Genomic DNA, 13,161 nt, shown 5'->3' with positions numbered 1-13,161 from the left:
CATGGGGACCTATCGCTACAAATTTCAGAAGGGTGGCTTCGGGCTGTTTCTCGGGATCGCAGCCGAGGCCACCCGCCTGACGAACCCGCCGACCATGGGCGTTCCCGTCAGCAACCGGGTCTGGCTGGACGCTTCCGAAGTCAACAACGCCCTCTACGGAAACCGGCTGGCACTCAACGAACGCGAAGTCGCCTGGTTGCGGGTCGGCCTGGGCAAAGTATCCGGCGACATCGAACGCATCGAGACCAGCCCTTACATCCTGATCTCGGTTCGGGCCCTGGAGATCTTCGAGGTCGACTACGCAGAGGCAGCCCTCGCTCCGGCGATCGCCGGATGGGTCGCAGAGAAGTTCAATCTGACACCCCGTCTCCGCAACGTCAGCCGTGACAGCGCCACCGGCCAGTTCACGTTCGACTGGAACGAGTGACCCACATGGCCAACGGCGCCGTGATTGCGGTCAAGCCCCGGGCATTCAGGCAGTTCCCATACCCGACTCCACCATTACGGATCGCCGACCGGACCGTCGCCGACGAGTACTTCGCCGTCTCGGAGAAGGCCGAGGCACTCTACGACGTCCCGCGCCGGCTGCCGACCGACGCCGAGGTGAACGGAGATGGCCAAGCTCCGCCGGGAGATGCACCGCCGGACGCTCGGCAATGGCTACTGCTCACGCCCCGTCGAGATGGACTGCCACTTCCAGTCGATCGGCGAGTCCTGCACGTTCTTCGTCACCACCATCGAGTTCCGGCCCAGGCTCGAACGCCGGCGGGACGACGCGGCGGCCAAGGGACCGGTCGCCCGCGAGCAGATCTTCGATGCTCATCCGGCTGGACAGAGAGGCGTCCTGAACTCCTCCCCACACCGACGATGCAGCTCGGTCAGTGCGACGACCAAGGCAGAAGATGGATCACCCCAACCGAGGTCTCCTCGATCGGCGAGGCATAGACGGCGCGGACTGTCCAGCGGCCGGGCCGAATCGGGACGGGCGCTTGCTCCGGCAGGCCACCGCCGGCCGGGTACTCGACACCCAGCTCGGCCCCGGCTGTCACGGAGTCCATGAGCACCGCCGGGCCATCCGTCTCCCAGACACCGCACTCCTCCCACGCGGTGGTGGGATCAGCAAGCACCGCCTGGGCCAAGCCGCCGACCACGATGACGCGCTGTCCGGCGAAGTCGGCTGGGCGGCGGTAGTTCACGTGTGCAGCTGCCGCCCGGTGAAGGCGCCGCGGCCGGGGGCGGCGGGGAGGAAGGGCCGCGACCAGGTGCCGGTCGCGCTGATGACCGCCTTCGCCCGCCAGGTGCCGGAGTCCGCTTCGACCAGGAGCCGGTCGCCGTCGCGGCGTACAGCCTCCACACGGGTGCCGTGCTGCACGGGCAGGTCGTAGCGCTTCTCGTAGTCGGCGAGGTACTCCACCACGTGCCCGGCGTCCGGGTAGGTTTCGCCTACCTGGGCGGGCATGCGCCGGCCGGGCAGCGAGGAGTGCTCCGCCGGGGAGAACAGGTGCAGCGAGTCCCACATGTGCTGCCAGGCCCCGCCCGGCGCCGCTTCGGCGTCCAGGATGACGAAGTCCACTTTCTGGCGGCGCAGGTGGTAGCCGGCGGCAAGTCCTGCCTGGCCGCCGCCGACCACCACCACATCCACGTGCTGCGTCATGAACCCGGCCGCGCGGCCGTGAACTTCCGCCGCCAGGCAAGGGAGACGTAGACCAGCGCGACGAGCACGGGCACCTCGATGAGCGGGCCGACGACGCCGGACAGGGCCTGGCCGGAGGTGACGCCGAAGGTGGCGATGGCGACCGCGATGGCCAGCTCGAAGTTGTTGCCGGCCGCCGTGAAGGCGAGGGTGGCGGTGCGGTCGTAGGCCAGGCCGATCGCCTTGCCCAGGGCGAAGACGCCGAACCACATCACCGCGAAGTAGACCAGCAGCGGCAGCGCAATCCGCGCAACGTCCAATGGCTGGGACGTGATGGTCTTCCCCTGCAGGGCGAAGAGGATGACGATCGTGAACAGCAGGCCGTACAGCGCCCAGGGGCCGATCTTCGGCAGGAAGCCGTTCTCGTACTTCTCGCGGCCGAGCTTCTTCTCGCCGATGCGGCGGGTGAGGAAGCCGGCGAGCAGCGGGATGCCGAGGAAGATGACCACGTTCAGCGCGATCTTCCACATCGAGATGTCCAGGTGCTCGCCGTCGCCCAGGCCGAGCCAGCCGGGCAGCAGGCCGAGGTAGAACCAGCCCAGCAGGCCGAACGCGAGGACCTGGAAAACAGAGTTCAGGGCTACGAGGACGGCGGCAGCTTCGCGGTCGCCGCAGGCGAGGTCGTTCCAGATGATGACCATGGCGATGCAGCGGGCCAGGCCGACGATGATCAGGCCGGTGCGGTACTCGGGCAGGTCCGGCAGGAAGATCCACGCCAGCGCGAACATCACCGCAGGTCCCACGATCCAGTTGATCACCAGCGAGGAGACCATGAGCTTCCGGTCGCCGGTGACCGCGTCGAGCTTGTCGTAGCGGACCTTCGCCAGGACCGGATACATCATGACCAGCAGGCCGATCGCGATCGGCAGGGAGATCGCGCCGATCTCTACCTTGGCCAGGGCGCCGCCGAGTCCGGGGATCAGCCGACCAAGCCCGAGGCCGACGGCCATCGCGGCCAGGATCCACACGGCCAGGTAGCGGTCGAGTGTAGAGAGCTTGGCGACGACCGAGGGCTGCTCGGTCGTCGCGGTGGTCGTGGCGGACTCGGTGGAGGTCACGGGCAGGCCCTCTTGGTCTCGGCGTTGGCGCGGGCGGTTGCGGCGAGGCCGGTTAACTGGCCGGCGAGCGACTCGAGGACCTCCGGCTTGAGCCGGTAGTAGGTGAACCGGCCGCACGGCTCGGTCTCCACCACCCCGGCCTCGCGCAGCACCTTCAGGTGGTTGGACAGGTTCGTCTGGCGGGCGCCGGTCTCTTCCACCAGGTGCGTGGTGCACAGCGTCTCGCGGGCCAGCAGGGTCACGATCTGGAGCCTGAGCGGGTCGGCCAGCACCCGGATCAGGTCAGTGTCGACTGGCGTCAGCATGGACTGATACTGTCACATCACCCGAAACTGATACCAGTCGGGGCTGACCTATAGGCCCGTCGAGGGGGTCTTCAATGTGCGCCGTTGCCTCGCCCGATGAACGCCTGGCCGTCGGCGCGCCCCGGCTCGCGACCCGGCATGCCGGCCGCTTCGGCGTCGAGACCGTGCAGAGCCTGCTCACCGACTCCTACCGGCGCCTCGCCGAGACCGCCTCGGTCACCATGCACCTGGTGGTGCTGGCCGAGCGGTTGACCGCCGAACGCCTTGACGCCCTCGCCCACGTCCACGGCGCGCCGGGCTCGGGGCTGCCCCGGGTGCTGTTCGTGTGCAGTCACAACGCCGGCCGTTCCCAGCTCGCCGCCGCGCTGTCGCAGCACCGGGTACAGGGGCGGGTCACGGTCTCTCCAGCGGGCACTCACCCGGCACCGGATATCGAGCCGCACATCGAGCAGGTCCTGACCGAGGCCGGCGCCGATCCCACTGCAGCGTTCCCCAAGCCGCTGACCGATGAGGTCGTGAGGGCCGCCGACATCGTGATCACCATGGGCTGCGGCGACGCCTGCCCGATCGTGCCCGGCCGCCGGTACCTGGACTGGCCCGTGCCGGATCCCGACGGCGCCCAAATCGCCGTGGTCCGCGAGATCCGCGACGACATCAATGCCCGTATCACCGAGCTGCTCGCCAGCCTGCCGAGCACCTGAATTCCCACCGCACCACCTGCCACCCCGTCTTGTGAAGGAAGAACCGATGTCCGCTCCGCTCGCCTCCGTGCTGTTCGTCTGCGTCCACAACGCCGGCCGTTCGCAGATGGCCGCCGGATTCCTCAACCACCTCGCGGGCGACCGGATCGAGGTCCGCTCCGCCGGCTCCATCCCCGGCGACCAGGTCAACCCCGCCGCCGTCGAGGCCATGAAGGAAGTCGGCGTCGACATCTCCGCGGCCAAGCCGAAGATCCTCACCACCGAGGCCGTCCAGGCGTCCGACTACGTCATCACCATGGGCTGCGGCGACGCCTGCCCCATCCTCCCCGGCAAGAAGTACCTCGACTGGGCCCTGGAAGACCCCGCGGGCAAGGGCGTCGAAGCAGTCCGCCCCATCCGCGACGAGATCAAGACCCGCATCGAGACCCTCATCGCCGAGATCGTCGCCACGCAGGAGGCGTGACAGCCGTGATGCACCCCGACGACGTGCGCGAGGTCATCGTCATAGGCTCCGGCCCTGCCGGATACACCGCCGCCCTCTACACTGCCCGCGCCCAACTGCAGCCGCTCCTGTTCGGCAGTTCCATCTTCGTCGGCGGCTCGCTGGCCACGACGACCGAGGTGGAGAACTTCCCGGCTTCCCCGAGGGCGTCGACGGCCCGGTCCTGATGGAGAACATGCGGGCCCAGGCCGAGAAGTTCGGCGCCGAGATGATCGACGACGACATCGTCAGACCACGGGGGCTGCCACCTGATGGCATCGTGGCACGCCCTCAGGCCGGCCCCGCCAGGTGCGCCGGCACAAAACAGGCTCGCAGCAGGGCAGCTTGCCCCACCGGTTGGTGTCCCGGTCTCCTGCCGGCGGCGCTGGCACGTCCGTCCTGGGCCGGACCCGGACGTCGCGTAGCCTCGCCGCACCAAAGAGGCGGGTTGCCTGTTCCGGCAACCCGCCTTGCATCACCGTGAGCAGTCAGCCCCGGACGATGCTTTATGCCTGCGGACCTTCTGGCCCTGGACGATGTCAAAGGTCACGTGCTCGCCCTCGGTGCGGTGGTCGGGTTTGTGGTGGGGTTCCTGGCCGTCGTGGTCGGGGTGACAGGTGCCCTGTGGTCGGGCCTGCGCAACCGGCGCGGTTGACGCAGGCGCGTCCCGGCTTGCGATCAGGGGACGGGTGCGTTGGATGGAAGCAGGCGGCATCTGCAGGCAGCACAGACACAGCGGGACAGCCTCGCAACGCGTCGCTGGGGGTTCCTTGTGCCGTCCAGAGCCGCGAAGGGGTTGGCCATGCGAACGACCATCGTCCGCACCGAGCACATCGCCGTCAGCTGCGACCAGGTGAACGGCTGGACCGTTGTTGAGGTCGACGGCGAGGTAGATGTCCGTACTCATTCCAGGATCCGTGAAGCAGTGATCACGCTGCTTGGTGACGGGCATCGGCATTTCGTGCTGGACCTGTGCTTCGTGCCGTTCCTCGACTCGATGGGGCTCGGCACGGTTGTAGCGGTCACCAGGCTCATCCGGCAGTACGAGGGATCGCTGCGGATCACGTGCCCCTCCGCCCGGATGCTCAAGGTCTTTCAACATGGTGGCCTGGGCGACGCGTACGAGTTCTACGACTCGCCACAGGATGCGACGTGCCAGGCACCGACGGCTGACGGCCTGGCGCACTGGCCCGGCACCCACAGCTGAGCAGAGCAACGGGCACGGCGCAGCGATGCGGCGCATCGCGGCCCCTTGTCTCCACGGCTGCGGCATCTTCGCCAGCCTGGGCGTGGCCTTCGCCCTGACCCCCGGCTGTCTGCTCATCCGATAAGAACTCCACCGCCACCAGGTCCTCCGAAGGTCGACAATATCGACCCGCGAAGGCTCCGCCGTACGATCAGACCAGTCAGAGAGCCAATCATGGCCGCGAGGGCTTAGCGCACGATCTGACATGGATGTTCAATCCTCGGCCTCGGGTGTGGGCGGGGATGCGCCCTCGGCCGCGTTGATCACTGTGTTGCGCTGACGGTGGCGCCGCTCGTACTCCAGCACCTGCCGGACCAGACTGTCGGAGACGTCGTGCAGGTGAATCTTGATGCGTTCCGGGTCCATCACGTCGTAGCCGGCCCAGGGCTCGGCCTCCCGCAGGCGCGCGATGGCGTTCAGTACCCGGTGGCGGCCGGCGTGGGCACGTTCGTAGCCGTCGAGCACGGTTAGTTCTGCCTGGGACAGGCTGGGCAGGCACTGTTGGATCTCGGGGATGTCGAGCCGGCTGTAGCGGGGGATGGGCAGGTCCTCCTCGCGGGTGACCGCGCCTTGGAGTTCCTCCTCGGCCATGGGGGTAGCGGCTGGCGTCTTTCGCAGGGTGTCCGCAACGGTGTGTGCCCGCAGCTGGGCCACGGCTTCGCGCACTGTGCGCATGACCGCGCCCAGCAGTCCTTCGTCGGCTTGGGCCGGTGGGGGACGGTGGTCGTTCCCGACAGTCACCGCGGCCCTGGCCCGCCGGGTGAGATTCTCCTTGAGAATCTCCAGCAGCTGCTCGTTCTGGAGGCGCAGTACGGCGAGCAGGTCGGCAGTCTCCGGATCGTGCAGCTGCTCTGCGATATCGCTGCCTGCCTGGCAGGTCGCCAGGGCCCGGGCTGCGGCCGCGTACTCGTCCTCGGTGTTCTTCAGCAGCCGGTGCTCATGGGCCGGCTGCTGACCGCGCACCCTCTCCGCCAAGGCCCACGCCCCCACCTCCAGCGGCATGGCCGCCCGCACGACGGCGCGGGTCGCCAACTGCATGAACTGTCCGGCGGCGGACAGCAGCCCGCGGCGAGGGCGCATCGCCCGTACACGGTCCTCGATGCGTTCGAGGTGGCTTTGAGCCTCGGCGGCCTGGCGTTGGAGTTCCTGCCGGTCTACGCCTGGCCGTGTGAAGGCCACATCCGTCCTGAACCGGTCGATGACCGCGGCGTGAGCCTCACGAGCGTCTTCCAACGCCGGTATCAACACATCCGTCGTCGCTGCCATGAACTGCTCCTGGTGGGGCCGAGTACGGCGTCGCCGCCGCACACGAAGAAAGGCCGCCGGCCATACGCCGCCTGAACCGGGCAACCGGTCCCATCCTGCGGAAGGCAGTTGGAAATCGCCCGGCGGGCGGCTACCCGCGCGCGTGGATTTCGCGACCGCCATGCTGTTCTCCGGGCATGTGCATGGGCAGTCAGCCGTCCCTGGTTGTTCACTTGGGTGAACCGACCGACAAGATCGCCGCGATGCTTGGGCCTCGGTGCGGCCCGGGACATCGAGAGGCCCGGCCAGACTGGCTCTTGCCGCCGGGAATAGCCCGCACAGGCGCCCTCCGCCCGAGCGGTAGCCCGGGCCTGCATGAGCCCTCCCCGTACCATGCTGCTCCTGCCGTGCCGGGCGGGCGAGGCGAGAGTCGAAACTGATCCAACGGCCGCCAACGCGTTGTCCGACGCCCCCGACGACGCGCAGGAGGAGATCTTCATGGCCATCCATGTCCTGGCAAGGGCCGACAGACCGACAACAGGCTCTCGACCCGGTTGCAGCGTTCGGTGAGTGGCGCCGGCTTGTGTACAGCATCCATGGCGAGGTGATCGAAGAGATGGACGCCGGCTGCGCGCGGTGAGGTCGGCGCCGTCGTCAGCCTGCCGCTCGCGGCACTGGCGGCGGGCACGGGCGAGGACCGAGGCGGTGAAGGCTGGCGTGACGGCCGGCTGTCCGGAGTGCGGGGCATCCCCGCTGCCGCAAACGAGCCTGGAGCAAGCGGCGTGTGCAACGGCGCGCGGTGTGACGCTGCGCTTCCCGCCGGCTGGCCCGGAACCAGCGCCACCCTGAGGCGTAGCCGCCACCCCGGCGGCAGCCCTCTCGACGATGATCAGGTCAGAGCGGATGATCTCCGCGTGGTCCCGGGCGAGGGAGCCGTCCGCCGCCGGCGCCGGACCGGCGCCGCGAGGTCGATGGACAGGAGATCACCGGGGCGTCGTTCTGGGACTCTTGATCGGGCGGTCTCCGGCTCCGCCATGGGTCGGACCGTGCATCATGGGTGACTGCGAGCGAATGGAAGCAATCACTTCCACGAGTTGTTCGCGCAGCAGACAGACGCCGTGCGCGCCTCCCGCCGCAGCCGCCCCTGGTCCTTCAGCGCTGTTCATGCTCACCTCAACCAGCTGTCTTCACCCGGCCACGCTCAACGTCTCCAGCTCTCAGGTGAGTCGGCCCGCAACGGCCAGCACTACAGCGGCGGGGTCACCGTTGAGCACATGACCATCACAGTCCGACCCACCCGCGTGTGCGACGGACGACGGCGTCCAGGCCATCCGGCTCGGTCGGCTGGAGCACAGAAAGCCCCGAGCGGGCGGCCGCAACGCGCGGCCCCGTCACCACGGGGTTCCACAGTTCGCCCAACGGACGATCAAGGCCAGCGGCAATGGGGCCATCGCCACCACCACTCCCTTGGCCCACACACTCATGTCAGGCGAGTATCGAGCATGGCGCCATCCTGCCGCCCAGGAGCCGGCGGGCTGGGCCGCAACCCCGGTTGCTGAACCGCGGGCGGCCAAGGGAACGAAGAAAGCGCGGCTGGAGAAATGCCGCTGACGCACGCTTCTCCAGCCGCTGGAAAGGGCACCATCCGTCGATGTTCGTGATGTGAACACCTCACAAGGGCGGGATCACTTTACTCACCCTCGGACGACTCCTCACCCTCAGCCGTCGGCGTTTCCGCCTCCTCCGTTTCCGCTTCAGGTGCTTCCGCCTCCTCCGTTTCCGCTTCTGCTGTGGGTTGTTCGCCTTCGGTCGGGGTCGCTTCGGGTTCCGAGGTCTCGCCGCCTGCGGGTGCTTCCGCCTCCTCCGTCTCTGCTTCGGCTGCGGGTTGTTCGCCTTCAGTCGGGGTCGCCTCGGGTTCCTCAGGTGCCCGTTCGGTGTCGTCCATGTCTTCACCTCCTTCCTGCGACGCACAGTCATGGAGTCTGGTGTCCGTCGTGGTAGCCACCGGGATCCGCACGAACACACTTTTGAGCGCTTTACGCTTTTCGTCCTATTCCTCGAGGGTGAGGATGTCAACGGGCCCCGGGCGAGAGCTTGGCGGGCTGTTAGCTGGCCGCCTTCTCTGCCGTTGCCAGGGGATGTTGCCGGTGGTGTACGGGCTGCTGGTGCTGCAGTCAGGCATCCCGTACGCCACGCAGGCGTGCTCGCCTGAACCGGCGCCCACGCCAGCGATGGCGATGGCCCCCGAAAGGCGGGGGACACCGCGATCAGCGCGCGCGGGTCGTCGATCTAGAGACGCGCGACACGTCCGCGACGTACCGCGCGGTGTGACGCCGGCGGAGGCGGGGTCCGAGAGCCCTACACGCTGTGCCGGGGCTTCCTCGGGGAGGTCTTCTTCTGGGCAGGCGACTTCTTCGCGGTCTTCCGGGCCGTTGTCTTCGTTGCGGGTGTCGGCAGGTCGGGGACGTCCGCGCCGTGCTCGCCGCGCGCGGCCCGGGCCTTGTTCACGGACTGCTGCAGTGCGGCCATGAGGTCCGCCGGCTGGCCCGGCCGGGCTGCCGGATGCGGAGCCTCTGGCAGCCGGCGGTGTTCCTGCTTGGCTTCGACAACCTGGCGCAGGGCCTGGGTGTAGTGGTCGGTGAACTCCGGGCCCTCGATACTGTCGCGGGACATCACCTCAACCAGGGTCATGGCCTCGTCGATCTCGCCCGGTTCCAGATGAGCGGGGCCGGGGGCCACCTGGGCAGGGTCACGGATCTCGTCGGGCCACAGCAGCGTGTGCAGCGCGATCACGTCCCCGCGAACCCTGAGCAGACCGAGGCGCTCACGGCCGTGCCACGCATACCGCGCGACGGCGACCTTGCTGCTGCGCTCTAGTGCCCGGCGCAGCAGCACGTACGGCTTCGCGGCGACGCTGCCCTGTGGCCGCAGGTAGTAGCCGGGGCCGATCCGAACGGGGTCGACGTCGGCGGCCGGGAGGAAGCCCACCAGCTCGATGGCGCGCGCCGTGGGCAGCGGCAGCTGCCGCAGTTCTTCGTCGGTGAGCGGGATGATGCGGCCGCCAGCCATCTCGTAGCCCTGGCCGATCTCCCCGTACGATACTTCTCGGTCCTCGATCTCGCACCAGTAGCGGTTGCGCACCAGGCCGTTGTCGACGGTGTGGATCCGGCGGAAGCGGACGCTGTGATCCTCGGTTGCGCCCAGGACGGCGATCGGGACGCTGACCAGCCCGAACGAGATGGCACCGGTCCACACACGCGGGGGCATGACACACCTCCTGCCCCGAGCAGTATCAGCCTAGGACGCCGCCCGGGCCCGGCACCAGGAAGGCCCGGCGGGCGTCCTCGGCGCTATGGGCCGAGCGTCTGGCGCACGTCCAGGTAGCAGCGCAGCCGCACTCCGGGCTGCCCCGGATCCCGGTCGTACGGCCCGCCGTCGCGGTCGCCCACCGCGTGGCATGCGGCTCCTGGACGGCGAAGGGCGGTCTGGTCGTCGCATGTCGCGATCTCCACCCACGGTCAGCCCCGGCTCCGCCGCATGTGATCATCAGGCTTAAGCGCCCAATGTCAGGGCCACAACAACGGCTCTGAAGAGCTGAACGTCTGTCGGCGGCCTGGCCAGGTGCGTACCCCGCACCGGCCGGTGCGCGCCGCCACCGCGTAGCGCGCACCGTGGCTGGCGGCGGTGCGCATCGGGTGCGCACCACGGCCGGCTTGGGCGCCGCGGTCTCGCGACGTTCCTCGAGGTCCTCGGTGAGGATCTGCGCAGCGAAGTGCACGATGCGCACGGTGCGCCGCATCGTCTTGCCGCGTACGGGCGGCGCCCGCGGCCTGTCCGGGTGAGTGCCAGGAAGCCGAAGACGGAGGCGGAGAAGAATAAGCGGCTGCGCGAGCAGCGCGGCGCATTCGTCACGCTCCTGCCGCGGTGATCGCCGGCGGCGCGAGAGCGCCGGCTCGAGCGACCGGAGTCGGCAGCCCCTACACCCCGCACACCGGCTCTCACCAGGGCGGCCGAGGTTTTCGGCAAGGGCACCGCTCGGCCGACACTCTTCGCCCACGGTCCTCATGGTCGTGGGGGAGCCGGAGCCGATTCTGCTCTTTACTGCTTGTTTTTGCGCTATAACAATCAACATTAAGCAAGTCTGCTGCAGGATGGCTTGCGTGGAGTCTCGCGCCACCTTCAGATACGTCGCCCCAGGAGTCCGTTCATGTCCCACGGCACGTCCCTGACCGTGAGGTACGTCATTGCCCTCGATGTCGGAAGCACCAGCACGGGAGCCGCCCTGATCGCAAGGGACGGCACGCTGCTGGATCACACACGGCGCGCCTCCGGGCGCGAACATGGAGCCGAGGCGGTGGCCGAGTCCGTCCTGGACTTCGTCGCTGAACTGCGCGACCGCGGACCGCACAAGTACGGGGAGGCGGCACGCGGCGTCGGCGTCGCGGTTCCCGGGGCCGTCGACGAGGACCGCGGCCTCGCGCTGTTCTCTGCCAATCCTGGCTGGCGCGATGTTCCGATGCGCTCCTCGCTGAGCCGAACCCTGCAGGACCTCCCGTTTGCTCTCGGCCACGACGTCCGTTCCGCTGGGCTGGCAGAGGCGGGTGGGCTGGCAGAGGTGCGGCTGGGTGCGGCCCGGGACAAGGACCGGTTCCTGTTCATCTCCCTCGGTGACGGCATCGGGGGCGCCGTGGGCACCGGCGGCCGGATCGAATCTGGGGCGCACGGTTTCGGCGGCGAGTTCGGCCACCTCCGAGTCCGCCCCGGCGGGCGGCGTTGTGCCTGCGGGGCGGTCGGTTGCCTGGAGACGGTCGCCGGCGTCCCCGCCATCGCTGAGGCGTGGGCACGGGCGAGCGGCGACCCGACCGCCACCGCGGTCCACGCCGCGCGCGCCGCGGCCTACGGAGCTCCCCAAGCCGTGCGGATCTGGAAGGAAGCGGTCGCCGCGCTCGCCGACGCCGTCGTGGCGGGGGTCGGCCTTCGGGATCCTCGGACGGTCGTCACTGGCGGCGAACTGGCCGCAGTCGGCGACATTCTCTTTGTGCCGCTGCGGACCGCGATCGCCGAGCGACTGACCTTCCAGGCGCCGCCCGAAGTGGTCCCGGCCGCGCTGAAGGGTACCGCCGGCTGCCAGGGTGTGGGCCTCCTCGCCTGGGAACTGCTCGTGCCAGCGGTGACGACGCCGTGCTCGTTGTTGGTCATGCTTTCGAACGACCTCGTGGACCAGCGGACTTGGGGAGAGCTCGGATGGTGGAATCCCGCCCACAGACGGCTCGCGAGCTGAAGTTCCGGCGCCTGGCCGCCGAGCTGCGCCGGAGAGTTCTCGACGGCACGTGGCCCCAGGGCACCAAGCTGCCCACTGAGCAGGCTCTGGCGGCGGAGACCGGTTTCTCCGTGACCACGGTCCGGCGCGCGTACGAGGTCCTGGTCCGGCAGGAGTTGGTCGAGCGGCGGCAGGGAGCCGGGACCTTCGCGACCCTCCGTCCCGACGACGCCCGTTCCTCCGGAGCGGTGGTCGGAGTGCTGGTGCCCACGACGTCGCTGTACTACCCGCGCGTGTTGCAAGGCGTCGAGGAGGTTCTGGCGATGGCCGGCGCGCGGCTGGTGCTCGCTTGCTCGCAGTACGACCGGGCGGCCGAGCGCGACGCGATCGACCGGCTGCTCGAAGCCGGCGTCGGCGGGCTGCTGCTGGTGCCCATGCTCCATGAGCTCGCCGACCCGCTGGGACGGGCGGCCGAGCTGCTCGCCCTTCCCGTACCGGTGGTGCTGATGGAACGCCGGCTCATCGCCGCGGGCCCGCGCGATGTCACGGAGCACGTGTGCACGGACCACGAGAGCGGCGCGTACGTCGCCATACAACACCTGTATGACCTGGGCCACCGGCGGATCGCGCTGGTGCTGCGTGGTGACGGCCCGCACGCTGTGCCGATTGGTGTGGGATACGACCGAGCGGCTGCGGATCTCGGCCTGCCCGAGACCGTGCGCGTGAGCGAGCTGACGGACGACTGGGATGCTGGGCGGGCGGATGCGGCGGTCGCCGCTCTCACCGGGAACGGGGCGACCGCCGCCCTGTGCTTCGGTGACAGGGAGGCGTCCCTCATCCTGGGAGCGGCCCGTCGCGCGGGGCTGCGAGTACCGGAGGATCTCGCCCTGGTCAGTTACGACAACGAGTTCGCCGATGTGGCCGAGGTGCCGCTGACCGCGGTGTCGCCGCCGAAGTACCGGTTGGGGCGGCTCGCGGCGGAGATCCTGCTGCAGCGGATGGCCCATGACGGCACCGGCCCGGTGCACCAGGTGCAGCTGCGCCCCGAGTTGGTCGTACGGGCCTCGTGCGGAGGCGATTCCCCCTGGTTTCCTCGCAGTTCTTGTTGATTCCTGTTTTCGGTCCTCGTCAGCATGGGCGGCCGTCCCCTCCCGGAAAGCAGGAGGTTTCCC

Annotated in this window: 15 protein-coding genes and 2 pseudogenes; 8 read left to right on the top strand and 9 right to left on the bottom strand. The window is 69.1% G+C overall.

The genetic code is table 11. The annotated features are described in order from the left end of the window. Position 1 precedes the first annotated feature (1 nt). On the top strand, positions 2 to 427 hold the full coding sequence (locus ACFY4A_RS21660) for a hypothetical protein (protein WP_390831006.1): 426 nt from the start codon (positions 2 to 4) through the stop codon (positions 425 to 427). Between the two features lie 240 nt (positions 428 to 667). Here the strand turns inward: ACFY4A_RS21660 and ACFY4A_RS21655 are convergent, their stop codons facing one another. From ACFY4A_RS21655 to ACFY4A_RS21635, 5 genes and pseudogenes are all read right to left on the bottom strand, one after another. Then, the gene (locus tag ACFY4A_RS21655; protein WP_390831005.1) at positions 668 to 823 is read right to left on the bottom strand and encodes a hypothetical protein; all 156 of its coding nucleotides are present in this window, start codon (positions 821 to 823) and stop codon (positions 668 to 670) included. A 55-nt stretch (positions 824 to 878) separates the two neighbouring features. Further along, positions 879 to 1,127 carry an Imm21 family immunity protein gene (locus tag ACFY4A_RS21650; RefSeq protein WP_390831069.1) on the bottom strand — a complete coding sequence of 83 codons (249 nt, stop codon included), beginning with the start codon at positions 1,125 to 1,127 and terminating at the stop codon, positions 879 to 881. Between the two features lie 12 nt (positions 1,128 to 1,139). After that, positions 1,140 to 1,654, bottom strand: a pseudogene (locus ACFY4A_RS21645) (FAD-dependent oxidoreductase); the annotation flags it as partial. After that, a complete protein-coding gene (gene arsB, locus ACFY4A_RS21640; protein WP_390831004.1) occupies positions 1,651 to 2,751 on the bottom strand; it encodes an ACR3 family arsenite efflux transporter in 1,101 nt (366 codons plus the stop codon). The gene arsB and the pseudogene ACFY4A_RS21645, both read right to left, overlap by 4 nt. Then, a complete protein-coding gene (locus ACFY4A_RS21635) occupies positions 2,748 to 3,056 on the bottom strand; it encodes an ArsR/SmtB family transcription factor (RefSeq protein WP_390831003.1) in 309 nt (102 codons plus the stop codon). Before ACFY4A_RS21635 ends, arsB begins: the two co-directional genes overlap by 4 nt. A 74-nt stretch (positions 3,057 to 3,130) precedes the next feature. Here ACFY4A_RS21635 and ACFY4A_RS21630 point away from each other — a divergent pair, with 74 nt between their 5' ends. The 5 genes and pseudogenes from ACFY4A_RS21630 to ACFY4A_RS21610 all read left to right on the top strand — a co-directional run bounded on the left by ACFY4A_RS21630 (position 3,131) and on the right by ACFY4A_RS21610 (position 5,445). Further along, positions 3,131 to 3,757: a low molecular weight phosphatase family protein gene (locus tag ACFY4A_RS21630; RefSeq protein ID WP_390831002.1), complete on the top strand. Its 627-nt coding sequence runs from the start codon at positions 3,131 to 3,133 to the stop codon at positions 3,755 to 3,757. Between the two features lie 46 nt (positions 3,758 to 3,803). Then, positions 3,804 to 4,220 carry an arsenate reductase ArsC gene (locus ACFY4A_RS21625; RefSeq protein WP_390831001.1) on the top strand — a complete coding sequence of 139 codons (417 nt, stop codon included), beginning with the start codon at positions 3,804 to 3,806 and terminating at the stop codon, positions 4,218 to 4,220. 8 nt (positions 4,221 to 4,228) lie between these two features. After that, positions 4,229 to 4,488, top strand: a pseudogene (locus ACFY4A_RS21620) (NAD(P)/FAD-dependent oxidoreductase); the annotation flags it as partial. Between the two features lie 258 nt (positions 4,489 to 4,746). After that, positions 4,747 to 4,893: a hypothetical protein gene (locus tag ACFY4A_RS21615; protein WP_390831000.1), complete on the top strand. Its 147-nt coding sequence runs from the start codon at positions 4,747 to 4,749 to the stop codon at positions 4,891 to 4,893. A gap of 147 nt (positions 4,894 to 5,040) precedes the next feature. Continuing rightward, positions 5,041 to 5,445: an STAS domain-containing protein gene (locus tag ACFY4A_RS21610; protein ID WP_390830999.1), complete on the top strand. Its 405-nt coding sequence runs from the start codon at positions 5,041 to 5,043 to the stop codon at positions 5,443 to 5,445. 252 nt (positions 5,446 to 5,697) lie between these two features. Here ACFY4A_RS21610 and ACFY4A_RS21605 read toward each other — a convergent pair whose 3' ends face one another. The 4 genes from ACFY4A_RS21605 to ACFY4A_RS21590 form a co-directional block, all read right to left on the bottom strand. Beyond that, complete coding sequence (locus tag ACFY4A_RS21605) at positions 5,698 to 6,750, bottom strand: hypothetical protein (RefSeq protein ID WP_390830998.1); 1,053 nt, start codon at positions 6,748 to 6,750, stop codon at positions 5,698 to 5,700. A 1,669-nt stretch (positions 6,751 to 8,419) separates the two neighbouring features. Continuing rightward, positions 8,420 to 8,674, bottom strand: a complete 255-nt coding sequence (locus ACFY4A_RS21600; RefSeq protein WP_390830997.1) for a hypothetical protein — start codon at positions 8,672 to 8,674, stop codon at positions 8,420 to 8,422. 413 nt (positions 8,675 to 9,087) lie between these two features. Next, entirely contained in the window at positions 9,088 to 9,996 is a 909-nt protein-coding gene (locus ACFY4A_RS21595; RefSeq protein WP_390830996.1) for a Ku protein, read from the bottom strand. An 83-nt stretch (positions 9,997 to 10,079) separates the two neighbouring features. Beyond that, positions 10,080 to 10,241, bottom strand: a complete 162-nt coding sequence (locus ACFY4A_RS21590; protein ID WP_390830995.1) for a DUF6207 family protein — start codon at positions 10,239 to 10,241, stop codon at positions 10,080 to 10,082. A 695-nt stretch (positions 10,242 to 10,936) separates the two neighbouring features. On the opposite strand from ACFY4A_RS21590, the gene ACFY4A_RS21585 reads away from it, so the two are divergent. After that, a complete protein-coding gene (locus ACFY4A_RS21585; RefSeq protein WP_390830994.1) occupies positions 10,937 to 12,010 on the top strand; it encodes an ROK family protein in 1,074 nt (357 codons plus the stop codon). Continuing rightward, positions 11,974 to 13,098 (top strand): substrate-binding domain-containing protein, encoded by a 1,125-nt coding sequence (locus ACFY4A_RS21580; protein ID WP_390830993.1) that lies wholly within the window; start codon positions 11,974 to 11,976, stop codon positions 13,096 to 13,098. The genes ACFY4A_RS21585 and ACFY4A_RS21580 overlap by 37 nt, the downstream gene beginning before the upstream one ends. The last annotated feature ends 63 nt before the right edge of the window (positions 13,099 to 13,161 follow it).

The organism is Streptomyces sp. NPDC001292, from assembly GCF_042896465.1.
Taxonomy (GTDB): domain Bacteria; phylum Actinomycetota; class Actinomycetes; order Streptomycetales; family Streptomycetaceae; genus Streptomyces.
Note: the sequence above shows the minus strand (reverse complement) of the source record. Positions and strands in the feature narration are given on the sequence as shown.